The sequence below is a fragment of the Photobacterium kishitanii genome, assembly GCF_003026355.1.
GTDB classification, from domain to species: domain Bacteria; phylum Pseudomonadota; class Gammaproteobacteria; order Enterobacterales; family Vibrionaceae; genus Photobacterium; species Photobacterium kishitanii.
In genome coordinates this window covers 350,010-375,193 of record NZ_PYON01000001.1, presented here as the reverse complement: position 1 = coordinate 375,193, position 25,184 = coordinate 350,010, and the positions used below count along the sequence as shown (strand labels likewise).

The 25,184-nt window shown below is 38.8% G+C and carries 20 protein-coding genes, 1 pseudogene and 1 riboswitch; of the genes and pseudogenes, 8 read left to right on the top strand and 13 right to left on the bottom strand.

Annotated features, from left to right (window positions below):
- Positions 1-2: 2 nt before the first annotated feature.
- The 4 genes from C0W29_RS01690 to C0W29_RS01675 all read right to left on the bottom strand — a co-directional run bounded on the left by C0W29_RS01690 (position 3) and on the right by C0W29_RS01675 (position 4,543).
- Positions 3-1,232, bottom strand: a complete 1,230-nt coding sequence (locus C0W29_RS01690) for an outer membrane protein transport protein (RefSeq protein WP_045041884.1) — start codon at positions 1,230-1,232, stop codon at positions 3-5.
- Between the two features lie 351 nt (positions 1,233-1,583).
- Entirely contained in the window at positions 1,584-2,492 is a 909-nt protein-coding gene (locus C0W29_RS01685; protein WP_045041885.1) for a manganese-dependent inorganic pyrophosphatase, read from the bottom strand.
- Between the two features lie 251 nt (positions 2,493-2,743).
- On the bottom strand, positions 2,744-3,748 hold the full coding sequence (locus C0W29_RS01680) for a GGGtGRT protein (protein WP_045041886.1): 1,005 nt from the start codon (positions 3,746-3,748) through the stop codon (positions 2,744-2,746).
- Between the two features lie 102 nt (positions 3,749-3,850).
- Positions 3,851-4,543, bottom strand: coding sequence for an iron-sulfur cluster assembly scaffold protein (locus C0W29_RS01675; protein ID WP_036794324.1), 693 nt, complete (start codon positions 4,541-4,543; stop codon positions 3,851-3,853).
- A 211-nt stretch (positions 4,544-4,754) separates the two neighbouring features.
- A riboswitch (Fluoride riboswitch) is annotated at positions 4,755-4,829 on the bottom strand.
- Between the two features lie 328 nt (positions 4,830-5,157).
- Between C0W29_RS01675 and C0W29_RS01670 the strand changes: the two genes are divergently transcribed.
- Positions 5,158-5,985, top strand: a complete 828-nt coding sequence (locus C0W29_RS01670) for an alpha/beta fold hydrolase (RefSeq protein ID WP_052671635.1) — start codon at positions 5,158-5,160, stop codon at positions 5,983-5,985.
- Positions 5,986-6,579: 594 nt separating this feature from the next.
- On the opposite strand, the gene C0W29_RS01665 is transcribed toward C0W29_RS01670, so the two are convergent.
- From C0W29_RS01665 to C0W29_RS01645, 6 genes are all read right to left on the bottom strand, one after another.
- Entirely contained in the window at positions 6,580-7,422 is an 843-nt protein-coding gene (locus tag C0W29_RS01665; protein WP_045045015.1) for an Abi-alpha family protein, read from the bottom strand.
- 111 nt (positions 7,423-7,533) lie between these two features.
- The gene (locus C0W29_RS21600) at positions 7,534-7,707 is read right to left on the bottom strand and encodes a hypothetical protein (protein ID WP_155395122.1); all 174 of its coding nucleotides are present in this window, start codon (positions 7,705-7,707) and stop codon (positions 7,534-7,536) included.
- A gap of 268 nt (positions 7,708-7,975) precedes the next feature.
- The gene (locus tag C0W29_RS01660) at positions 7,976-9,361 is read right to left on the bottom strand and encodes a tyrosine-type recombinase/integrase (protein ID WP_045045016.1); all 1,386 of its coding nucleotides are present in this window, start codon (positions 9,359-9,361) and stop codon (positions 7,976-7,978) included.
- Positions 9,352-9,885, bottom strand: coding sequence for a hypothetical protein (locus tag C0W29_RS01655; RefSeq protein ID WP_045045017.1), 534 nt, complete (start codon positions 9,883-9,885; stop codon positions 9,352-9,354). Before C0W29_RS01655 ends, C0W29_RS01660 begins: the two co-directional genes overlap by 10 nt.
- Before the next feature lie 10 nt (positions 9,886-9,895).
- Entirely contained in the window at positions 9,896-12,166 is a 2,271-nt protein-coding gene (locus C0W29_RS01650) for a hypothetical protein (RefSeq protein WP_052671636.1), read from the bottom strand.
- The gene (locus C0W29_RS01645) at positions 12,160-14,586 is read right to left on the bottom strand and encodes a hypothetical protein (RefSeq protein ID WP_045045018.1); all 2,427 of its coding nucleotides are present in this window, start codon (positions 14,584-14,586) and stop codon (positions 12,160-12,162) included. Before C0W29_RS01645 ends, C0W29_RS01650 begins: the two co-directional genes overlap by 7 nt.
- Positions 14,587-14,727: 141 nt before the next feature.
- Between C0W29_RS01645 and C0W29_RS01640 the strand changes: the two are divergent.
- From C0W29_RS01640 to emrD, 3 genes and pseudogenes are all read left to right on the top strand, one after another.
- A pseudogene (locus tag C0W29_RS01640) lies at positions 14,728-15,216 on the top strand (alpha/beta hydrolase); the annotation flags it as partial.
- A gap of 261 nt (positions 15,217-15,477) precedes the next feature.
- Positions 15,478-16,074, top strand: a complete 597-nt coding sequence (locus C0W29_RS01635; RefSeq protein WP_045041888.1) for a GTP cyclohydrolase II — start codon at positions 15,478-15,480, stop codon at positions 16,072-16,074.
- Between the two features lie 332 nt (positions 16,075-16,406).
- The gene (emrD, locus tag C0W29_RS01630; RefSeq protein ID WP_045041889.1) at positions 16,407-17,621 is read left to right on the top strand and encodes a multidrug efflux MFS transporter EmrD; all 1,215 of its coding nucleotides are present in this window, start codon (positions 16,407-16,409) and stop codon (positions 17,619-17,621) included.
- Positions 17,622-17,725: 104 nt separating this feature from the next.
- Here the strand turns inward: emrD and C0W29_RS01625 are convergent, their stop codons facing one another.
- Complete coding sequence (locus C0W29_RS01625; RefSeq protein ID WP_036794328.1) at positions 17,726-18,052, bottom strand: HI1450 family dsDNA-mimic protein; 327 nt, start codon at positions 18,050-18,052, stop codon at positions 17,726-17,728.
- Between the two features lie 215 nt (positions 18,053-18,267).
- On the opposite strand from C0W29_RS01625, the gene C0W29_RS01620 reads away from it, so the two are divergent.
- Positions 18,268-19,038: a hypothetical protein gene (locus C0W29_RS01620; RefSeq protein ID WP_045045019.1), complete on the top strand. Its 771-nt coding sequence runs from the start codon at positions 18,268-18,270 to the stop codon at positions 19,036-19,038.
- A 38-nt stretch (positions 19,039-19,076) separates the two neighbouring features.
- On the top strand, positions 19,077-21,461 hold the full coding sequence (locus tag C0W29_RS01615; RefSeq protein WP_045045020.1) for a DNA polymerase II: 2,385 nt from the start codon (positions 19,077-19,079) through the stop codon (positions 21,459-21,461).
- A gap of 47 nt (positions 21,462-21,508) precedes the next feature.
- Here C0W29_RS01615 and C0W29_RS01610 read toward each other — a convergent pair whose 3' ends face one another.
- A complete protein-coding gene (locus C0W29_RS01610) occupies positions 21,509-21,826 on the bottom strand; it encodes a hypothetical protein (RefSeq protein ID WP_036794331.1) in 318 nt (105 codons plus the stop codon).
- A gap of 237 nt (positions 21,827-22,063) precedes the next feature.
- Between C0W29_RS01610 and C0W29_RS01605 the strand changes: the two genes are divergently transcribed.
- Complete coding sequence (locus C0W29_RS01605; protein ID WP_045041891.1) at positions 22,064-22,339, top strand: DUF1289 domain-containing protein; 276 nt, start codon at positions 22,064-22,066, stop codon at positions 22,337-22,339.
- A 49-nt stretch (positions 22,340-22,388) separates the two neighbouring features.
- On the opposite strand, the gene rplY is transcribed toward C0W29_RS01605, so the two are convergent.
- Entirely contained in the window at positions 22,389-22,667 is a 279-nt protein-coding gene (gene rplY / locus C0W29_RS01600) for a 50S ribosomal protein L25 (protein WP_036794333.1), read from the bottom strand.
- 308 nt (positions 22,668-22,975) lie between these two features.
- Here rplY and C0W29_RS01595 point away from each other — a divergent pair, with 308 nt between their 5' ends.
- Positions 22,976-25,111, top strand: a complete 2,136-nt coding sequence (locus C0W29_RS01595; RefSeq protein WP_045041892.1) for a TonB-dependent hemoglobin/transferrin/lactoferrin family receptor — start codon at positions 22,976-22,978, stop codon at positions 25,109-25,111.
- The last annotated feature ends 73 nt before the right edge of the window (positions 25,112-25,184 follow it).

Below are 25,184 nucleotides of genomic sequence, written 5' to 3'. Positions count from 1 at the left end.
CATTAAAAGCGGTAATTAATTTGCGCGGCAGCAAGGTAGGCTTTACCTGATGAAGTAAAGTGATCATTTTCACCCACTGGTGTTTGCTCAACAAAATCTGTTTTCTTACTATGAATATAAGATACACCCACATCAACGGATAGCGCTGAGTTGTAATGGTAGGTCGCACCAGCTGAATACCAATAACGATTCGTATCGGGAATGCTTAGTGTTGCCTGTCCTGCATTTTGATCAATAGCGAAACCATAGCGCAGTGTCCACGTCGGATTTAGAGTATATGTTGTACCTACAGCCCAGCGATAAGTATCTTTGAAGTTTTCTTTTTTAACAAAACAAGTCCCCGTTGCACACTGAGAACTAGTTGCTCTAATTTCTTTGAATTTATTGTATTGAGTCCATTGCAGGCTATAGCTAATTGCCCATTGTGGGTTTAGCTGATGGAAACCTGAAAATTCAGCAATAGCAGGCAGTGGTAGCTTAAGGTTTGCTGCAACAGTTTCATTTGGTTTGGATGTCGCTTGGCCCAAGTAGTCAGTAAAATGGCCATTAAAATTGAGGTCTACTTGTGAGCGGTAGCTTAATCCAAAACGGTTGTTATTATCGAGTTCATATAACGCGCCAATATTCCAACCCCAGCCCCAACTTGTGCCTTTCATATCGATAAGGTTATGGCTTGGTGCTGCGTAAGCTAAAGAGCCTAAACGGCGGTTAAACTCTGCGGTACCATAAACAAGACTAACACCACCACCAATGCTTAATTGCGGTGATAACCGATAAGCAATATTAGGGTTGAAGTTAACCGTTTCTAATGATGTTTTACCCGCTAAACTGCCTGCTTGCATGGCTTTTGGGTAATCAGTTGTCACACCATAATTACTAAAAATCGCTAAACCAACCGCAGTTTTATCATTAAGCGGTTGGATATAGTAAGCCGCTGGTACAAAGCTGACTGGTGAAATATCTTTTGCGGTTTCATTATGAGTATGATCATCAATATTAATTGATGGGTTGATAACACTGGCAACACCTGAAACTTCAGCATGTTTAAAACGCGTCATTGCCGCGGGGTTACGAGCCAATACTGCTGCCGTATCTGCGACAGCGGCATCACCTGCATATGCTCGACCAAGACCAGCAGCAGAATGTTCAGATACTTGGTATCCAGCAGCTTGAGCTTGGCTCGAAAGTACTGCTGTAATAACTAAGGCGATATATTTTTTATTAATGGACATTATACTGTCTCTCTATAATTTCGAATAGCTTCTTGCTGTTTCACCCTTCAAAGAAGGCAGGATTTTTAAGAGAGGGGAGTATAGTTATACCTCAAGAGAATAATAAGCAAAGATAGATAAATATCACAATAAAAGAGTTTGTTTGCTTAAACTTTGTTCATATCGATGCTTAATAGATGGGTTTTAATTGATAAAATAATTAAAGCATTTACTCTAATATCGATATTTTAAGCCATGATATTTTACTTTTTAGGCGGAGTTAGCCGTATTTTAGCTAAGATAGATCGTAAATTTTGCTCAAAAAAAAGGCCCTTTAAAGGACCTTTTATAATCAATAATCGTGGTGATTATTTACTTAGCAAGTACTGTTTGTAGCCAAGGCCAGCCTTGCTTTTTACGGCTTAGAGTATTTTCCATCATTAATACACCGTCAGTAGCGTGTGTATCAAGAATGTGGTTCCAATCACCGGTGTAAAGTAGGCGCGTAGTGCTTGTTGTAATATCTGTTAGCATCAATGCTGCCATACCTAGACCATCTTCGTCACAACGACGTTGAAGATCTGCTTGAAGCTCTTCAATCATGCTATCAACTTGCTCAAGAGTCGCAAGTTCGATTTGACCAACAACAACATCACGGTTGTTGAAAGGGTAACCTTTAAGGTCTTTTTCAACAAGTTGTGCTGCAGTTAGACCTTTGATATCAGTCTTCGCGATGAGTAGTGCTTTGATGAATGCTTCTAGATCTTGTACATCAGCAATTTGAGCAAGCTCGTGTACCGCGTCTTTATCTTTTTGTGTACAAGTCGGAGATGCAAAACCTACTGTATCAGACAGGATCGCTGACATCATAAGAACCGCTAGTTCACGTGTGATTTCGTGACCTTCGATCTTAAATAAGTTGAATAGCACAGTACAAGTACAACCTACAGGCCAGATCCAAGCTTCCATTGGGTTAATTGTCATCACATCACCTAGACGGTGGTGATCAACAATACCTACAACTTCTGCTTCAGCTAGATCATCAGGTGCTTGAGCAAGATCTGAGTAATCCACTAACCATACTTTCTCACCAGCAACGCTTGTGCGTAGCTCTGGAGCTGTAACGCCTGCTAGCTCAAGGATGTGTAGAGTTTCACGGTTCATTTCGCCTTGACGAATTGCTGTCGCTTCAAGACCACGAGCTTTAAGAAAAGCTGTACACACTAGTGCAGAACAAATGCTGTCACTATCTGGGTTTTTGTGCCCTACAACTTGGATCATGATATTTCCTTTACTTTATCTGTAACAGCGTGTGCTGTGTAACATATATAAGACTAACTTGATTCTTTATTGATTATACCCTGAAGACAGAGTGTTTTATAGGGATAAGCGTGATCAAGAACTTGGGATGGGGGATGATTCTAGAGTATTTTGCAGAAATAACAATTGTGACAAAAAAATAAAGGCGCGAGTGTCTAATCTCGCGCCTTTTTCGTTATTTGAAGATAAACTTTTTAAGTCTACTGAGCTTATTAAGCTTTAGCAGCTTGCTCAATAGCAACAGCAACAGCAACAGTTGCACCAACCATTGGGTTGTTACCCATACCAATAAGACCCATCATTTCAACGTGAGCTGGTACAGATGAAGAACCTGCAAACTGAGCGTCAGAGTGCATACGACCCATAGTATCAGTAAGACCGTAAGAAGCTGGACCTGCAGCAACGTTATCAGGGTGAAGCGTACGACCAGTACCGCCGCCTGATGCTACTGAGAAGTAAGCTTGGCCTGCTTCTAGACGTTCTTTCTTGTACGTACCAGCAACAGGGTGTTGGAAACGTGTTGGGTTAGTTGAGTTACCAGTGATAGAGATATCTACGTTTTCACGGTGCATAATTGCAACACCTTCACGTACATCATCAGAACCGTAACAGTTGATGTCACCACGTTGTGTTTTAGAGAAACGACGCTCAGAAACAACGTTTAGTTCACCAGTAACGTAATCGAATTTAGTTTCAACGTAGTTAAAGCCGTTGATACGAGCGATTAGGTATGCAGCATCTTTACCAAGACCGTTAAGAATAACGCGTAGTGGGTTAGTACGTACTTTGTTAGCGTTTAGGGCAATTTTGATTGCGCCTTCAGCTGCTGCAAATGATTCGTGACCAGCAAGGAATGCGAAACATTGTGTTTCGTTGCTTAGTAGACGAGCGCCTAGACGACCGTGACCAATACCTACTTGACGTTGATCAGCAACAGAACCAGGAATACAGAAAGCTTGTAGACCTTGACCTAGATATTCAGCAGCATCAGCAGCGGTTTTTGCGCCTTCTTTAAGTGCAATAGCTGTACCTAAAACATAAGCCCAAGATGCGTTTTCAAATGCGATAGGTTGTGTTTCTTTAACGATGTTGTATGCATCAACACCATTTTCGTTACAGAAATCACGTGCTTCTTCTAGTGAAGCGAAACCGTACTGTTGTAGTACTGGAGTAATTTTTGCAATACGACGATCAAAACTTTCAAATAATGCAGCCATGATGGAGTTTCCTCTAATTCGGTAAAATCAATTTCAGTGACGCTGTAACTCTAAAGAAGTTAAAACAAATGCGTCATTTACTTGTGTGATATAGGTCTATGATTACTCGTGACGAGGATCGATAGTACGAGCGGCTTCATCAAAGCGACCGTATTGACCAGTAGCTTGTTCCATAGCTTCAGCAGCAGGAACGCCTTTACCGATAGATTCCATCATCTTACCTACGTTTACAAAACGGTAGCCGATGATTTCTTCGTTGTCATCTAGTGCAATTTTAGTTACGTAACCTTCAGCCATCTCCATGTAACGAGGGCCTTTTTCACGTGTACCGTAATGTGTACCTACTTGGCTACGTAAACCTTTACCTAGATCTTCAAGACCAGCACCGATTGGTAAGCCGTCTAAAGAGAATGCAGTTTGAGTACGGCCGTAAACGTACTGAAGGAAGATTTCACGCATTGCAACGTTGATAGCATCACACACAAGGTCAGTGTTTAGTGCTTCAAGGATTGTTTTACCAGTGATGATTTCTGAAGCCATTGCTGCAGAGTGAGTCATACCAGAACAACCGATAGTCTCGATTAGTGCTTCTTCGATGATGCCGTTTTTAACGTTAAGAGTTAATTTTGCTGCGCCTTGTTGTGGTGCACAAGCACCAACACCGTGGCTTACACCAGAAATAGCAATAACATCTTTAGGGCTAACCCAGCGACCTTCTACTGGAATTGGCGCTGACTCGTGTTGTGGACCACGAGAGATAGGACACATGTTTTGAACTTCACTTGAGTATTGCATTGCTCTGCCTCATAGACACCGCAGTATAAGCAATAAGATAATACAAAATGTATGCATTAGCGTATTACTGTTAGCAGTGTAGAATTGATAATTCGTTATCGTGCAGATAATAAGAAGAGGACTTTATACGTTAACAACGTGACGTGTTTGAAAACGAATATCGTTAGGTATTCAATAGAAATTAACACGGTCCTCGACGATTAAAAGCCGAATGTTGTCAGACGTCATTATCCTTAAAGAAATTCGATAAGGCGGTTAAAGGAGGAACATCATCTCCCGCTATAAAGCTTATTATTAAAGCTATCATTTATAGCAACAAAATTGATTTTATTGTCTATTTTGTTAATGGAATAAATATACGCTTTTTTTTGTATCCAAGGTTATTTAATTTTTGGAAAAAAGATTTCAAATATGAAATCATTAACTGATAATTATTCTTATTAGTGTTTATGTATTTTAGGTGTAAGTTAAAATAGTTATAGTGTTGATATTTAATGTTTTTATTTTTTACGATAAATATTTTAAAATACATATAAGAATATTTAGTTTGAATGTATTATTATTTAACCAACATTAAATGATAATTGTTTTTATTACGTCATTGGAGAATACCATTGCAAGACTTTATTTATAGTGATGAACTTTGTTTTCGAAATATAAATATTAATGTCCCGGTTAATTATGAACAAATAAGCGACGGTTCATTAGTAATTTATGCTCGAGAAGTAGTACATAAATCAAACATAGATAAAAATTTACCTTGGTTAGTTTATTTACAAGGAGGTCCAGGTTTTGCGGCACCACGACCAGAAGCGAATAGTGGCTGGTTAAAAACGGCATTAAAATATTATCGTGTGTTATTACTTGATCAACGTGGTACCGGAGCAAGTAGTGCTATTTCTCATCAAACTTTAGCGACTAAATCCCTCCAGCAGCAAGCTGAGTATTTAACCCATTTTCGCGCTGATAATATTGTTCGGGATGCTGAGCAATTACGTCAACATCTTGGTATTAAGCAGTGGGCGTTACTTGGACAAAGTTTTGGTGGTTTCTGCGCATTACATTACTTGTCTTTTTATCCGCAAAGCTTATCTCGTGTCTTTATTACTGGCGGTATACCATCAATAACTGCAACTGCAGATGAAGTGTATCAAGCAACTTATAAAAGAGTTGCAGATAAGAATAAGGCATTCTTTAAGCGTTTTGCTGGCGCTCAACAACAATGTAATGCCATTGCTGAGTATCTTTCAAATAATCAAACTTATTTGCCGAATGGACAATTATTTACGGTTGAGCAATTTCAAACATGGGGCATAACCTTAGGTGGCGCTGGCGGTGATTTAGCGATGTATTATGCCTTAGAGAGCGCTTTTGTGGATGTCGAAGGGCAGCAACGACTGATTTCCCTCGCACTAAATTACCGTTCAATATTGTCAATGTAGATCGAGATATGTACCGTCATTTACCTTCTTCAATTTTCCTACGCTATTTTAAATAAACTTATAAAGATTGATCACGGAGCGAGGACTAATCACATATCCTTACAGACAACTGTGTGCCTCTGGTGTATGATTAATAACGTAGATTATGTGGCGGTAGAGGTATCCCCACGTTAATAATATCAACCTCAATGGTTTATGTGGCGGTAGAGGTATCCCCACGTTAATAATATCAACCTCAATGGTTTATGTGGCGGTAGAGAAATCCCCACGGTAATAATATCAATCTCATTGGATTATCTACGAAAAAAGCCAACGACTATACGTTAGAGTACTGCCATGCTCACGTAGGTTGCGAATATTAAGGGATTTTAATTATATGACTGAGTATCAAAAACAATTGCAACAGAGCATCTATGTTGTTGGCTTTCTGGCCTTCGGCGTTGTTCCTGTCGCTCTAGGTTACCTATTGATACTGTAAGTAATAAATTTCGCATAAAATCAGTGATGTTAAATGACCGCCCATTGAGGCGGTCTTTTTGTATCTGAGGGGGTGGCAGCGCTTATTGGTTGCTAAATAGTAGGGGAGTTGAATAATCAAATTTTATTGTTCTCTGAGAACTTTAAACTATCCCAGTGCTTCATCGTAAGTAAGAAGGATTGTAATGGGTAGAGTTGATAACCTAAACAACGCATGTATAAATCAATACCTGTATATGTGGGTATTATCTCAATATAGGATTCGTCTTCTATCTTTAAAGTTTCAGCCACAAAAAACAGTCCAGAATCTACCATTGATTTAATTTGGGGCATTAATCTTCCAATTGCAATTCCATGATTTTTAGAATCATTCAAAATTTCCTCATGGGTAATATTACAAATTGGAACAAAAGTTGATAAATCTTCTGGATATAAATTTAGTATATCTTTGTAATTAAATGCAAAAATTCCACCCCAGTTTTTATGGGGTCTAAATTCACTTTCATATATTATTTCACCCTTAAAGCAATCTGGTGAGGAACATATAAACTCCAATAACCGAGCTTGGAAACTTGTTAAGCTTTTTAATTTTTCGATATACAATAAACTATCATCAGTTTTACTTGTATGTGATGATGCGGTAGCTAAAAGTCCAGCCCACATATCCTGAATTTTAGGATCTTCAACCCAAGACGCTTCTTCAAAGACTTCCTTTAATACTCTTAAGTTAGCTTTGCCTGATATTTTTATTCCTGTTTTATTGATAATTTCTTGAGATTTTAAGGCTATGCTCTCAATGTTACCGAGTCTATAAACAGTAATTTTATCTTTAATTAAAAGCCCAAATTCTTTAGCCGCAGGCATACAAATAGCAGAGATAAAAGAACTTATACCATCTATTGATGCATCAGCCACCTTATCAACCACTTTTTCAATGGGATCTAGATTTTCCATAGACATAAAATTTCCATAACATATTAAAAATCAAAGCATAATAAGATACTAATGGATAAAAGTCTGTGCATTTAAATGCTTTTATTTGATTATATAGATAACTTTTTTATCTTCGTACTACTTGATGCCGATGTCTGCTTCGGTAAGTTGCAGAACAATCTCTGTTGGATCATCATCATCACAAAACTCGCCACTTACTCGTTTTGCAGCCAACGCCTGAAATATTGTTTCAACCTCTACCCCTAAAGATGCAGCTTTTGCCTTAGTCACATAAGAAAATTCACCATCCATCTATTTATCCTCAAAAAGTCTGAAATTAATGAAAACTGACGCTACTTAAAGCAGCGTCAGTTTAGGGTGTTTCGCATCCTACTACCGACTATAGGAGAGGCTACCCTAAATAATTTTAGTGGTGAGAGTATTAATAAGCAATAAAATACTGTATATATATACAGTAATGGTGAGGTGTAGCCGTTGTAAGTTTGTTTCAGTTTAACCCACGTTATTGTGATTTTAACTCAACACAATTTAGCTGTTACCCCCCAAAAAAAAGCATCCATTAAGTATCATCATTGGTTTCTTCGCTTAGTGCTTTTGCTACTGTCATTTCAAAAGCATCCGTGGCATTTTCTAGCAGCATTAGCATTTCTGTTGCCGTAATTTCCTTTCTTGTAGATTGCAGCTTAATAGAGGCTAAAGTGCGCTTCATTGTTTTGACCGCATTATTTAACTGCACTACGTTAAATGCCTTGTCATAGCCGTTTATGTGCGCTACCGCTAGATGTATGTAGCGATCTAGCGAGGCTATGTTTTTGTGTCCTGTCCATTCCTGAAGTTGCATCTTGAACATTTCGGTATGCAGCAAGGTGTTTCGAAATTCATCAGCGTTATTAATTTCATGCTGGCGCATCAAATTTATTAAATTGTTTGTGATGAATGCATGGCGAAATAGGTGAGGGTGCAGTGGCTCCGTGATGCCAAGCTTCTTTTTCCACTTATTCATCATGTCTGTAATGGAGCCGCTTTGTAGCTGTTTGCCTGTGGTTGTGGAAACTAACAAAAAGCCGTGATCATTTTCTTTACCGAGCGTCTTCTTAATAATTTTTTTACGGCTGCGGATGAGATAGTCGTCCAAAACGCTAAGAAAATCATGTGTAACTGGGATGACTCTATCCTCAACGTCGTCCTGTCGCTTTAGTACGGGAAGTCGCAAGTATGGGTTTTTGTCCATTTTTTTTGCAGCCTTTACCGAATCGACAGTTATCAGGTGGATCTCACTTACCCTGCCACCAAGCTCCTCAAGACACTGATAAACAGCAGCATCTCGGAATCTGCGAAGGATATCCTTTTGTGTTGATATATAAGCCCATAGCTTTACACACACGTCATTGGATACAGGTAAGCGCCTCCTTTCTGCTGATTTTTTTGGTAGTGCTGGGTGATGTATCGATTTGACTTCCTTAGATTTTTTTCCACCGAGTCCTATTTTGCTGGTTTTGTACTCAATGCAAATGGCATTTTCGCTCCCTTCACCTATAAAGTTAGTTAGGTGACTTTTGGACTCCCCTATAAACTCTAAAAAGTGCAGACATTGCTTGCCTATTTTTAGAACATGATTATTTTTTCTAACGTTGCCTTCCTGCAAATAATCGATAAAATTCCGAAATTTTTCATCGGTCATTTTTGTTAGAGGCAAGCGGTTGTTGTAGCACCATCTAACTAGATGGTGGATATCTTTGGCATAGGTTTTAACGGTTCCGCCATTAATACGTAAAGACCTACCTTTTTTGGCTTGCCCTAATAGGTATGCATTAGCTTCATAGCAAGGGAAGCCGTTATCATATGTCACATAGGGCATGTTCGATTTATCAACCAACTGTAATTTTTTAGTTGCGGCACGATAAAAATCCCAAATCTGAAAGTCTTTTAGGTACGTTATTGGCATGACGTCACCCCATACAAGAAAAAGTTTCGCTTTGCTTCATCTCGCTCTACCATTTCGTTATAGAGCTTACAGCGTTCTTCGATGCTCTTATTGCTAAAGGCTATCTGCTTAGATGAAGCAAGAATTTCTTGATGGCTAAGAATCAATAACTCGATTGTTTTTTTGTCGATCTCTGCCGATTTTTTTAATTCTTTAAGTTCGTCTTCGAGTGCTGCAATTCGACCTTTAGGTGGCTTTTTAGCTTTATTTTTTTTACCTAGTATTGCGTCTTGGGCGTGTAGGCGCAGCTTATCTATTTCCGTAAATCCACGTAGCAATAAATCATTAGAAACGCTTTTATAGGTATTAACGGAGCAGCTAAAAATACCTAATTCACGGTTTTCATATTTTGCTATAGCACCTTGAGAAATAAGAGATTTTTTAATAATCTCATCCTCTTTAAATGGCTCAGGGTCGCTAATGATGCTCTCTAACAGTTTTTTTGTTTCTAAAATTTTTTGGTGGTTTCGCTCTAAGACCTTCATTTTGCCCTCCTTAGCCTATTTCTTTCACCTGCAATACAAGGTTATAAAACTGCTGCTCACTGCCCTCAACTTTGAAAAAGTTAGGCTCTAGCGTGATAATATCTTCCTCTAGCAACTCCAACACTTGGCTTTCCAATTCTGCCTGTGTATCCAGATCATCAATTGGGGGAGTGGTCTTGTAGTCATCCTCGTCCTCAAAGGTCTCTACAGCGACAGAGGAAGGATAAAGTCTTATAGCACTACCTGAGACTCCATAGCGATTAGCAATTACCTCTCTGAGGCTGTCAATGCCCTCCAGCTTAACCCCTGATTGCAGTGCCTCTACAAGGTATGCGGCTTTAACGCCCTTAATGGCTCCACCTGTTTGTGATTCCGTGATGTAGTTATATAGGTGTTCTACATCCGAATGCCCTAGCATCCAGCGGATGGTTTCAAGCCCGTCATAACCTGATGACCAGAAGAAAATCATGGCAAAAAAGCGGCGTAACGGGTGTTGTCGAATATAGTAGCGGCGAGTAATACCTTTTTTATCTATCACTGTTTGAGATTCAAGGTAATCACACATCACATCGAAGTTGGCATTAAATTGCTTTTTAGCAGACTTGAAAACAGTCAGGCTTTTATTATTAATGTTATTAAATAATGCCAAATTACCTTTCTTCGCCAATCCGTTATCAATGAGGTCTTGGTTAAATTGCTCAATTTTCCAAATAAGAAGTGCAACACTCCGAGGGATAGGGCGCTGAATCTCATCATTAATCGCATTTTTCCCACCACTACCTGTTTTTTTAACCCTAAAAATCAGGTTGTAATTGGATTTTTTACCAATAGGGCTTGATGGATCGAGATTAGGAGATAGGTTGCCAAAAGGCATTAAAGAAGTTAATTCGTCTTGTCTTCTCGCACACATCGCCCCTAGATGAAGTTGCGCTGAGCCGATGAGCACAGAGAACAGATTAAAAAGTCCGTTATTAGCTCGTAGGGCATCAAACCAATCTTCCCGCATTGGATCAATGAATAGGTTATTAACACCAAGAGTAAGAAGATGATTGTTAACTAAGTGATGCCAATCATCACTCACTTTCCACTGACCGAATATCGACCTTTTAGTAGCCTTTTTTATCGTATTTACTTTTGTACGAGATAGACCTTTTGCGGCTTTAAGGACTGCTAATACGGAATCCAGTATTGCGTCTGTGTGGCTATCACAAAAAGTAAAGGCATCCGAATATAACTTAAATACAACGGGGTAAGGCAGGGTTTGTGTACGGCCTGATTTCTTTAGTTTTACATGACCTTGAATACGACTAACGGTAATGTTTTTAAGGGCGTTGTCGTCAGCTATATGGCTACATTTATCATGGTCATTTGCGACAAGTAAGTACTTGAATGCAGCGATAAAAGGGACTATTGAGAATTCTGTTAATGTGGTGCCTTCTGTTATTTGCTGAACAGGTGCGTATTCACGTTTTGTGCCGCTGTCTATAAGGGGTAGTTCCTCTATCATAGATAATTGTAAATCGTTACAACAAAGGATTTTTTCTCGATAAACTAGATATTTTAATATCGTAGAGTTTCCTTGAGGACGAGTAACTCCCCGATTAGTATTGGAGGTGGAACGGTAGAACTCCTGTTGTTCCAACCAACAACATGCTTTAACACGATCATCAACACTTAAATTTAGTGGTGTTAACTCAAGAGGGAGATCTCTTAGTAAGAATGGGTGTTTTTCTGCGAAATTTTTAGCTTCATCATCGCTAATATTGGTGATTGCATCTCGCAATAACGACTCTGCTTTATCATGGTAGTGGTAAAAACCATTTTCAACACCTCCATCCTCAGCATAATCCACCAATAGTGCCATAACAAAGTCGTCATTAATTGCTGATAAGTGCCTATTAGCTAAGTCAATTTCGTCAGCGTGTAGCAAAATAGCATTAATCAGCGAAATAACGCTACGAATAGCAACTAGCACTGTTTTTGGCTTTAATTGTTTGCCGCCATTCGTGAATGGGTCATCAACTGCCGTTATCCAGTATTTGAATGCGTTTAGTAGTGGAGCGTGTTTGTCACTGGTTAGCCTTTCCCTATCGGGTAAAATCACGTTACCCCAATCGATAACTTTTTGGTACGGCTCTTTCCCTCTAAGGGGGAATTCCAGAGTCCACTCTGGTGCATCAAAGTTGGAAATTAACCAATAGGGAGATTCAGAACTGTAGTTGTAAATTCCTGTATATTCGTTTGTGAGTTCCTGTCGTGGGGTAAGGGCAAGCTTTAACATAACTGCTCCTTGAGTGAGGTTATGCACAGAGGGTTTTCTTTTGCCTGCGCGTATAAATCGTAAAGCTCTGGGTTTAGTGAGCCTTTTTTACTTTTTTCTTTACCGCTATCAGCATCAAGCCACGACAGAATAAATTTTGCTGACTTATACCATCGTTCAACAACCTCTGGAATGGATTCATCAGGCATCGCATTTTCTACTATATCGGATATAGCAATTAGCATTTGCAACAAACCTGTAGAAATCATGAAAACAATCTTATCTGATTGCATCAATTGCTCTTTTTCTTCTTTTTCTGCCTCGTCAGAGTTGATGACCTTTAGGTGTTCTGGCAAATCTTTTAACCGATGATTTGCCAGAAATTCCTCTAATTTTTTTTCATCAAAATCTAACGCTTTAGGTAGTAGCGAATTGTCTTTCATCGCCTCAAATATAAGAGCATTCTGGAAAATTCGAACCCATCGATCATTAAAGAAATTCATGATTTGTTTTGGTAGGTAGGACTCCAGCAAACTCATATCAGGATTCTTGTGACCAAGTGCATCAGCAACAGCTTTAACGCTCTTTGTTTCTAGATATACCTGTAATCCTCGCAAACTACGCAGTGGGCGAAGGTGCAGTGATTTTGCCAACTTTTCAGATTGCTCTTTGGTGAGTATCGGTGATCCGTTTTCATCGGTGGAATCGGTATATAAAGCATTGTTAAATGCGTTCGTTCCACGACCTACTAAGTCACAGATGGAATTTCCTATTTTTGTAGGTTTACGAACGGATCCAAGCGAGCTGATTAGTAACATCGAGCGATACCTGCTATTGCCACTTTTATTGAGGGATTCTCGCGCAAAAGATGTAAGGCGAATTATTGTGTCCACAACTTTTTTAGAGAAGTCGTTTAGAATAACCTCCTGTTGAGCCAGATGTACTCCTCTACGGTTTTTCAAACTAACAGCAACCCACAGGTCACCTGTTTTCCTGACTCCATCAAGCGTGTCTGACTTGTCGTATAACCGCCAATCGTCCAGCCAAGCGGGGGTAATTTTAGGGTGTTCTATAACGAGTAGCGCACATAATGTATAAAGATCAGCGAATGTCGGTAGAGCGCATAAATTAATTATATTATCTGTCTTCATTTTGAGGAATGGAGGGTAAGAAGATGTATGAAATGGTGGGTTGTATCCATAATGATGAAAAGTTGCGACTACGTTTTCTGGATAAGATTCACCAATATTAAAGCGTGATACACTTTTCGCTCCTAGGTAGGGCTTCACTTGACCAACCTTCCTGTATTCGTCAACTCTATCTAAACGTGCATTAATATCTGTCAGCCATTGCTCAGCTATTGTGCGAACATGCAATATTTCACGATTAATTCTATCGTGGATAATATTTATCGCCTGCTCATCTTTGATTTCCATAGGAATGTCGCCAAAGATACTTTCTTCAATTTCGACGGGTAAATCGCCACCTACAGAGATGGTTTTTTGTTTAGTTGGCTCCTTAAATTTAGGTAGAATAAATGGGAAATTTGGTTTCTCGAACTCACCTGTTTTAATGAAGCACTCCGTAAATGCTGTCACTATTTTAACCCAGTCTATCGTGAGACGTTTTATAATTTCTGGTTTTGTTCGCTTCTTTTTTTTGTTTTTATTGCGCTCATCTAATCCATCAACCCGTTGTTCAAGCAGTAGATCAAAAATATCCATCATGGTTCGAATTGAGCACTTGGGGGAGAGTGCCTCTCTAAGCTCTGCCTCAGTTTTGAAGAGCCTTGTGAGGGCATTTAATACTGAAATGAGATATGTGGTAGTGGCTGGTGTCGAGCTGTTTGGTAACGTAAAAAGGTAATCCGACATCCGTTTGGCTATCAGATTGCAGAAGTTTTCCCCGTAGGTATCGTGGATGGTCGCAAGATGGAGAGGCATGGTTTCGGTTACGCCATTCTCTGTATCCCTAAGTCGATATGACCACCCGTTGTAATAAGTCCGTTCTGATTCATTTTTTTGCAGAGAGTTGTATAGGTCAATGCATCGTTGTACATCCGCACTGATTGAATAAGTTGATAATGCTGGTAATTGGATAGTCAACCCATAATCAGAAGCCAATTGTGCTAGTGTTTTAAGAATAGTTTTCGACAGACTATATTGAGAGGCAAGTTTTTGTGATTGAAATTCGACATAGACAAAGCCAACAAAACCCTCAAGGTGTCCTTGAAATGATTTTTCGCAATTTAGTATTTTAATCGGACTGAAAGGTCTGTTTGCGTCCTGCGTGACCACTACATACAAAGAATAGGCATTTATAATATATCCAAAATCTACAAGATTATTGACGCGATGTATTAAATCAATAATGCGGTTTCGATATCGTGGTGGTAATACCGAGTTAAGTTTTGGGTAGTGCTTAAGCGGTGATATTTCCATATATCAAAGTCCAAAAACAAGCCATATATAAAATCTAGTTCTCATGCTGATAGTTGTCAATATGTTGTTAATATAGTTTTTATATTAAAAATATGTAGTTAGATATATTTTGATAACCATATAAAATGGGAAACTCGGGGCTATACTTTTCTTAACACGATGCTGAATCAGCAAAGCTATCAGACCAATCCTATTTATGCCATTTTGCATGAAGCTATTTATTGCCAGCAGCAGGCATCAGATTGGTCAGCTGAACGAGTGCGTCATCAATATCCTCAGTACCAATATCAAACAGGTAAAGACTTGAGTTTTACGGGTGAAATGGTTTATCCGTGGATGTTTGATCAAATGACATGTCTACAACCATTACGAGAAGCCGCACATTTATTGGCGCAAAAAAATGATTGGCCGCAATTATATTGTGCACAACAGTTAGCCAATAATACCGTACCCGTTGCTGCGGCAGTGTATGTTGAAGATATGTATGTTGAGTATCGTTATAGTTGCGAAACACTGGCCTTATTGACGAATGCTAAGTCATGGCAAACCAATCAATATGAACATAATGGTTTACGTGTTGATGGTGAACATATTCTAGAGCAGCTTATTGCGTTAGCCGATAATATCTAGACATTGATTTAAAGCGAATAGATAAAGATGTATTTATTTTATCATTTATACCAATAATACGGTTTATCGTTACAAAATGTTATAATATAACATTTATATTTGTGGTACTAAGTGGTAATGTAACGCATTCAAAATAGATGTGGATCAATGATCCTGATTGATTTTTGATATAGTTGTTGTTGGTACCCTAATTTCGGTATTATTTAGTCATAATCAAATGCCCCTCTACGGCAGGGACATGAAGAAGTGCTTAGGAAGAATATGGTAAATGTTAGGGCAAGAGTGCCTTTTAAAGTAGGTCTTAACAGCAATATCCCAGCTGAATTGCTTTCATTCAATGGTCTTGAATCAGGTAAAGAGCACGTTGCTATTATTTTTCAAGGTGCAGACAAAACGCTAGCACCTTTAGTCCGTATGCATTCTGAATGTTTAACGGGTGATGTGTTTCATTCTTCGCGTTGTGATTGCGGTGAGCAGCTTGATGAAACAATTGAAAAAATGGGCAATGTCGGCGGTATTATTCTTTATTTACGCCAAGAAGGGCGTGGCATTGGCTTGTATAACAAAATCGATGCCTATGAATTGCAGAGCCAAGGTATGAATACCTATGAAGCGAATAATCATCTTGGCTTTGGTGATGATTTGCGCGAGTTCTCTGAAGCAGCCCAAATGTTAGATGCATTAGGGGTTAATGAAATACGTTTAGTAACAAATAATCCTAAAAAGATTTGTGATTTAGAAGAGCATGGCATCAATATTGTTGAAGTTGTTGGTACTAAAGCACATGTTAAAGATGGCAATGAAAGTTATTTGAAAATAAAGGCTTCACACGGTAAACATCGCCTAAAGTTTGATTAATCTTTATAAAATCAAACAGCCCCATAGTATTTTCTTGTAAATTGAAAGTATTACGGGGCTTTTTTATACAAAAAAGGAGGCTAAATTCTCGCATTTTGTTAGCATTAGTTTTTCTAATGTAATTCATAATAAACTATCGTGCTGTATGTACAAGATTCACTTGTTAGTTATTAACCAGAATATTACTATTCGCGCTGATTTACAGGCATAGATACTATTTAAACGAACAAGCTTCGTCTTCGATAGCAGAGATACTCTATTCTATTTTTTCTTCTTCTTTAATATGTTGATTATTAATAATTAACTGACAATATTAATCTTTTTTGAGGGTGATGGTTGTGATTAAGCAATCTTCGGCTAGTAACATGGGTAAGTTATTATTATTACTCATTATTTTGGTTGCTGTTGGGCAGATGACACAGACAATGTATGTGCCAGCGATTCCTGATATGGCAACATTTTTCTCTGTTAAATCCGCGTATTTACAAGCAGTAATGGCTGTATACCTTATTCCTTATGGGTTATCACAGTTTATTTATGGTCCATTATCTGATCGTATTGGGCGTCGCCCAGTGATTATTTCTGGGATGGTGATCTTTCTTATTGGTACTGTTGGTACCTTAATTTCATCAAATTTCCATTGGTTCCTGTTCGCGACGTTTATTCAAGGTTGTGGTACTGGTTGTAGTGGCGCAATGTGTCGTACTGTACCTCGTGATAGTTATGACGGTGATGATTTACACCAAGCTAATAGTTTAATTAGTATGGGTGTGATTTTATCTCCACTTATTGCACCTGTTTTGGGTGGTTACCTTTCTAAACATTTGGGTTGGGAATCGGTTTACGGATTTCTATTAGTGTTTGGTGCCGCGGTAACTGTTGCGATGATGAAATACTTTAGCGAAACATTGCCACCAGAAAAACGCCATGCTGAACGTGTATTCGTGAGTTACCGTTATGTATTAGGTAATCGCCGTTTCCAAGGCTATGTTATTTGCCTTATCGCAACATTTGCTGGTATTGCGGTGTTTGAAGCATCGGCAGGGGTGTTATTAGGTAGTGTGCTTAAACTCGATCCGATTACGGTTAGTTGGCTGTTTATTTTACCCTTACCGGGCTATTTAGGTGGGGCATGGCTATCTGGGCGTTTAGTTCGTCGTTTAGGTGTTGATCGAGTGCTGATTATCGGCATGATTGCACTGGTACTTGGTGCCGTGACGATTATTATACCGGGTTTTTCTGGCTTAGTTACAATTAAGAGTTTGATTGGCGGTGCATTTTTGTACTTTATTGGTACAGGTATGCTGTGTCCAGTTGCAACGACAGCAGCAGTGCAACCATTTCCTAATCATGCCGGAACGGCAGGGGCTGTACTTGGCGGTTTGCAAAATGTCGGTGCTGGAGGTGCAACATTAGCAGCATCATTTATGAGCGCACAAAGCCAATTTAGCCTAGGCGTCGTTATGACGGTGATGGCAATTATCGTGGTGATGAGTTTATGGTGGATCCGTTATAGTAAGCAAGATACAACCATTCTTGCTCGTTAATAGTAGTCACTGTTCATTATAAGATTAAATAAAAGGCGCAGGATACGACTCTTTTTTTCGTTGAGAGTTATATCTAGCGCCTTTTTTATAGGTAGCGTATGGACTTAGTCACGCTTCCATAAGATATGGCAGCCTTTGTTTTCAGGATCACGGCTGATTAGTAAACGAGCGAAAACATCATCAAGTTCGTCATTTTCTTCATTCACAAGACCAACACACACTTCCGCGTAAAGATCTTTATCAATCTCACAAGCTAGATGCTCTTCCCAATCATCGCGAGTTTCAACAACTTCTGCTGCGCCGCGATCGTCAAATTGCATGGTGAAAAGAAGTACATCAGCAGGTTCTAAGTTATCTGCTGCCATTTCTAGAAAAATATCGTATGCGACGTCAATAACATCATCGTATGAAATAAGGTTTTCTGTTTCCATGATACTGATTGATCTCTATCTATGTTTAGTAGTGTTATTATACCGAAACACTTCAAATATGCGATGTTTAGCAATAATCGTTAGCTTTGCTGATGGAATTGACGCTTAAAGTCGATATGGTTTGGGTGATATTAGTATTTATTCGGTAAATTAATGACCATGGTTAGCAATAAAGTGTCATTAATATTTGTTGGTTGATGTAATGAGTATGGTTTGTGGCTAAATTTTTACCTCGTTTGGATAATCAAACATCTTTTCAATTAGATTTCATGCCATTGATTATGGCTACTGTTATGGATTTACAATCCCAATTAACGGTATTACATAGTATTTATCTTAATGGCAGTGTTGCCTATAGACAGGCAACGAATGGTATTTCTGATCTGAATCTTACAGTGGTGATAACAGCCCCGTTGACAGTTGAAGAACAGCACCGAATGGCCGTTATATGCCAAGATTTAAAACGTCGGTATCCTGTGATTTCAAGTGTTGATATTACGTGGTTATTACTTGATGACGTACTTTCTATTGCCACTATTTTTAAGTGGGGCTTTTGGCTCAAACATTGTAGTGTGTGTCTGTACGGGACTAATCTTGGTGAACAATTTGGTGATTTTGAACCCTGTTGGGAAATTGCTAAACTATTTAATGATGATATAGCCTCTTTTTTAATAGATATGCAGCAACAAATTAAGCGCACTAAAAGCATGATTGAGTATCAAGGTTATTGTCGCAGTGCTGGTAAAAAAATGCTCAGAAGTTGTTTTATGTTAGTCGCGTGCCGTATTGATGGCTGGGCATATACAGATCAACAATGTGCTGATTTCTTTCTAGCGTTCTATCCAGATAAAGCCACTGAGATTGAACGACTATTTGTGCTAATTAATGGTCCACAAGTACCTAAGAAAGCATCGTTGTTTATGCTATCGCAATTTGGTGACTGGATTGTAAATGAGTTTAATAATATCGAACGAAAAATTGGTTAACGCCGTTATTGTCGTATCAAGATCAGATTGAGGTTTCTTTGCAGTCAAATTCAACTGGGTTTGTATTAACTCGTCAAAGTCGAGATATTAAAGGACAAACGGAAATTGTTCTGTGGGTGAAAACCGCCACAGGTCCTTGTCGCTTGTCTATTATAGGCGATAAACCCGTACTCTTTATCTGCGCAAGCCAGCAGCAGCAAGCCATGAAAATTATTAAGGCTGCTAATATTCAAGTGCAATGGAAACCTTTGCCGCTTAAAACATTTCAGCATCAGAATGTTGTTGGGTGCTATAGCGAAACGATTCGAGATAACTTCACCATTAGTAAATGTTTACAGGTTGAAGGCGTTAAGCCGTTTGAAGCCGATATTCGACTTGCTGACCGTTTTTTGATGGAGCGTTTTATTCGTGGTGGTTTAGTGTTCACTGGGGATACTAAACTGCGTAATGGATACCATGATGTGCTATTTGCGAAAGCTAAAGCCGCTGATTATATTCCAGATTTAACCTTAGTATCGTTAGATATTGAGTGTTCAGAAAAAGGGGTTTTATATTCAGTCGGTATGCACAGTGATCTCGATAGTCGAGTCATCATGGTCGGTGAACCTTCGGCTAATTCTAACGATGATGTTGAATTGAATATCGAGTGGGTTGCAGATGAGAAAGCATTATTACTCGCGCTAGAAGCGTGGTTTATTCGTTATGATCCTGACATCATTATTGGCTGGAACGTGATTGATTTTGACTTCCGATTATTATTACATCGCGCAGAATGGAACAAGATTAATCTTCGTATTGGTCGTGGTAAGCAAACGCCTCATTACCGCCGTTCAACACAAAATGCTAATCAAGGCTTTATTAGTATCCCTGGCAGGGTGGTGATGGATGGTATCGATACCCTAAAAACAGCCACTTATAATTTCCGTTCTTGGTCATTAGAAGCGGTAGCGCAAGAATTGTTAGGAGAAGGAAAAGCTATTCATAATGTGCATGATCGTATGGCGGAAATTAACCATATGTTTAAGCATGATAAATTATCATTAGCTAAATATAATCTTCAAGATTGTAAACTCGTTACTCGAATTTTTAAACATACGCATTTATTAGAATTTGCCATAGAGCGCAGTCGTCTTACTGGCGTTGAGCTTGATCGTATTGGTGGCTCAGTGGCAGCATTTACTAATCTTTATATGCCACAGTTGCACCGAGCTGGTTATATTGCTCCTAATCTTGAAAGTGAAAATTGGATAGCAAGTCCAGGTGGTTACGTCATGGACTCTAAACCGGGTCTATATGATTCAGTCTTGGTGTTGGATTTCAAATCTTTGTATCCATCAATTATTCGCTCCTTCAGGATAGATCCGATGGGACTGGTTGAAGGGTTATTGTTAGAAGAGGGTAAAGCAGAGCATCAAGCTATTGCAGGTTTTCGTGGCGGGCAGTTTCATCGAACACGTCATTTTTTACCTGAAATGATTGAATCGCTATGGGCTGCCCGAGATCGTGCCAAGCGTGATGGCGATAAAGCCTTTTCACAAGCGATTAAGATCATCATGAACTCATTTTATGGTGTTTTAGGTTCATCAGGATGCCGTTTCTTTGATCATCGTTTAGCTTCATCCATTACTATGCGTGGTCATGAAATCATGAAGTTAACTCGAGAGTTGATTGAAGCACAAGGTTATGAGGTGATCTACGGTGATACTGATTCAACATTTGTATCACTTAAAAAATCCCATTCTCAACAAGATGCAAATGCTATTGGTGATGCGTTAGTTGAACATATCAATCAATGGTGGGGGCAGCATCTCCAGCAGCAATATGGGTTAGTATCAGCACTTGAAATTGAATATGAAACCCATTATCACAAATTCTTAATGCCAACGATTCGTGGACAAGAAACAGGCAGTAAAAAACGCTATGCAGGATTAGTATGGCGTGGTGATGTTGAAAAAATGGTTTTTAAAGGCTTAGAAACGGTACGTACCGATTGGACGCCGTTAGCTCAACATTTTCAGCAAACGCTGTATTCAATGGTATTTCATGATCAGGACGTCGATGATTATGTACGTAACTATACTAATCGTACTTTGGCTGGGGAGTTTGATGATCAATTAGTTTATCGTAAGCGTCTACGGCGTAATTTAGATGATTATCAGAAAAATATTCCACCACAGGTACGTGCTGCGCGATTGGCTGATGAAATGAATGCTAAATTAGGACGGCCATTACAATACCAACAAAAAGGTGCAATAGAATATGTATTTACGACTTCAGGCGCTGAGCCTGTAGAATATCGCCAAAGCGCTATCGATTATAATCATTATTTAGAAAAACAATTAAAGCCTGTCGCTGATGGTATTCTTATTTTTATCGGAAAGTCTTTTGATAATATAACCGCGTCGCAGTTAGGTCTATTTTAATAATAGAGAAAACGCGCTGTTATAAGCGCGTTTTTGAAAGAATGATTTTAATCAAAGTAAATCACACGTTTTACGGTGTCAGTCGTTGCTAAAATAGGATCAAAATTGATAACACCACGGTTTTGGGTACAAATTTTGTAAACATTATCGCATTCGAAAATAGCTAAAATTTCATCGTCAGCACGGAATACCTCTGGCGGTAATTTCCCTACTTCGCCTATACATTCAACACCTTCATGGGTCCAAATTAATTTTTGAATACGTTTATCATTAGTTGGTGTAGGTGCTGAGACATGCTCTGCAATCGATGTATAAACAGATTGAGCTTGATCAATATCTTTAGCCAATGGTACAAAAAAATCCATGGTTCCCTCCAGTTAATACATTCATTATGTTATGAATAATTGATGTATATAATCAATAATTAATTATCTACCGTGATAATGCTAATAACCTTAGCAGAATTAGTGACTAAAAATCAATACGACAAAATAACAAATAAGATTTACAATAAATACATTGTCATTATTTTTAATAACATTTGGTGCGTATTTATACGATTTTAATACAGCTAAGTTAGAATGACTAAAGAGTGAATCTACATGGAGCAACTTGATTTTTTTGATGTGCCTAGCCCTTGTGTTGGCTGTTGTCAGGTAAACAATCGAGGTTATTGTAAGGGATGTTATCGCAGCCGTGATGAGCGATTTTATTGGCAACAAATGACAGCAGATCAAAAAATAAAGGTCATAAAATTATGTCGGCAACGTTATTTACGAGTGATGCGACATAAACAACATAAGAATAATCAAGAAAGTAGTATTCAGTCACCGCAGCAGCAATTTATATTTGATGATATCGATAAACCGAAGACATAAAAAAAGCACTCCGAAGAGTGCTTTTTTGAAGAGTTTTATGAACACGCAATTAGATGCGTTTAAAGTCCATGTGCTCAACCTTTGGCTTGTACACGTGACGTTGGATGTCTTGAGGCTTAACCTTAACTTCCTGGCCATCGATTACAAGAACAAAACCTTCGTAGAACTCAGGCTTATCCATTTGGTTGATGATATCACTGTGCTTTAGAGTGATAGCTACTGGTGCAGCTTCGCCACCGTAAACGATTGCAGGGAAGTGCTCAGTAAGACGTAGGCGGCGGCTCGCACCTTTACCAAGGTCTGTACGTACAATTGCATTAAATTTCATAATAATACTCTTTAATTTAATAATTCACTAAGTAATGCGACCTTACTTAGCGTCGTAAAACGAGCGCGCATACTAACAATCCCAATAAGTACATGCAAGCATATTAAACGCGATATTGTTATTTTTATTATCTCAGCACATTATTGGTGAATATATCGGCGTTTTCCTTAGTTTTTATGTGGCTAAACAGCTGCTTATTAAAGTAAACTTACTTTACAAAAATTGAATGATAATGATAGTAATTATCATTTCGGTATGTATAATCATCATCGAACCGTATCGTTGGATTTTTGTTAAAGCAGGGAATTATGAATAAGCAACTGACACTTATCGCCAGCTCACTCGTTATGGCATTTTCTTCACCATCACTTTTTGCGCAAGATAGCGTTTCTCAATTTGATGAAATTGTTGTTTCAGGTACTCGAACAGAGGAGGCGATAAAAAACATACCGGCTTCGGTCGCTAAAATAACGTCTGAACAAATGAATAAAAACCTCGCTACAGACGTTAAGCAAGCATTGAAATACGAACCAGGTGTGTCTGTTAATGGCCATGGCCGATTTGGTATGGAAGATATTACCATTCGAGGAATGAAAGGCAGTCGCGTTAAAGTATTAGTCGATGGGGTTGAACAACCAGCATCTTATAATCCTGGTGCAGATGCGATGCGTAAAAATAGTAATAACTATGAAATTGATACGCTAACAGCGATTGAAGTTAACAAAGGGCCGACATCGACACTTTATGGCAGTGATGCTTTAGGTGGCACTGTGATTATGCGTACCAAAAACCCAGAAGATTTATTACAAGGTGAAACATCACATGTAGGGTTAAAAAGCGGTTATGCCAGTGCAGATGATCAATATAAGTTAGGTGTAGAGGCAGCAAAACAAATCGGTGACTTGGAAACAATGTTCATCTATACCTACCGTAATGGTCATGAAACCGATGCTTATAATACCCATGATGATAGCAAAGGTGTTACGCGCAAGTCGGCTGATCCATTAAATATTGAATCGCATAACGTGTTAGCTAAAGCTTTCTATCAAATAAACAATGCTAACCGTATTGGTTTCACGGGGGAGTATTATACGCGTAATGCTAATGGTGATATTTTATCGCGTGATGGTTATACGATAGCGCCGGGCTTTACTTACACTAAAACCCGTGGTGACGATCAAGACACTCGTAAACGCTTTGGTTTTGAGCATGAATGGTTAGCTGAAAATGTGGTGTTTGATTCACTAAAATGGCAAGTGAATTGGCAGCAACAGCGTAGTCAGCATGATAACTATGATCATACTGATAGGCTGGGTAATCGTAACCGTTATCGTGAAGGTAAAGACACCAGCACGCAATTTGATATCCAGTTTGCTAAAGCGGTTGAGTTGGCGCAGTCACGCCACCAGCTGACATATGGCGCGACAGTTGTTAATGATAAGTTTGATCTAAACTATGTCGACTATAACTTAGATAAAGGCACGTCAAAACCCGGTCCAACGGAAGTACCAGCAGCAAAATCTGAAAAACGCGGAGTATTTATTCAAGATCAAATATTCTTGTTGAATGATAAGGTTGTTGTGACGGCAGGCGCGCGTTATGACGAATTTAAAGCGAAGCCTGATGCGGCTTCTGGCTTAAAAGATCATGACAGTGATGCATTTACCGGTCGTTTAGGTGCTGTTTATCATTGGACCAATAAATTTAGCACTTACGCTCAATACAGTCAGGGCTTTAGAGCACCGACATTGTATGAAATGTATTACAATAAAAATAATCAAGCACATGGGTATAAGATTGTTTCTAATCCGAACCTTAAACCAGAAGAAAGTAATTCTTACGAAGTAGGTTTCCGTGCTGAAAACCACGTAGGTAATGTAACAGGTTCTGTTTTCTATAATGATTATTCTAATTTTATTCAAGAAGTTACTACTGAAGTGAATAATTTTAAGACAACGACCAATGAAAATGTAGAAAAAGCACGTATTTATGGTGCAGAGTTATCAGCTAATTTATGGCTTGATGAAATCATCAATGCACCAATGGGCACCTATGCTAAAGCGACAATTGCTTATCAAGATGGTGAAGATAAGCAAACAGGAAAAACGCTTGATACCATTGCACCATTAACGTCTGTGGTTGGTATTGGTTATGATTCGCCGAATGAAACATGGGGTACTGCATTAGATGTGACCATGGTAGCGGCTAAAGATAATTGGCAAGATAAAAATAACCTTAACGTAGCAGGCTACACGGTTGTTGACTTAACGACTTATTACCATCCAGTAAAAGACATGACAGTGCGAGCTGGCCTATTTAATGCGCTAGATAAAGAGTATTGGCAGTATCAAGATATGGCAGGCGCTAACAAGACCACTAATGGTATTGAGCGTCGTAGTCAGCCTGGGCGTAACTTTGGCATAAATGTTAACTATGATTTTTAATCGATTAACGTGATAAAAAAGAGTTAAAACAAAGCCGTGCCATGATCTTTTATAACGATCATTGGCACGGCTT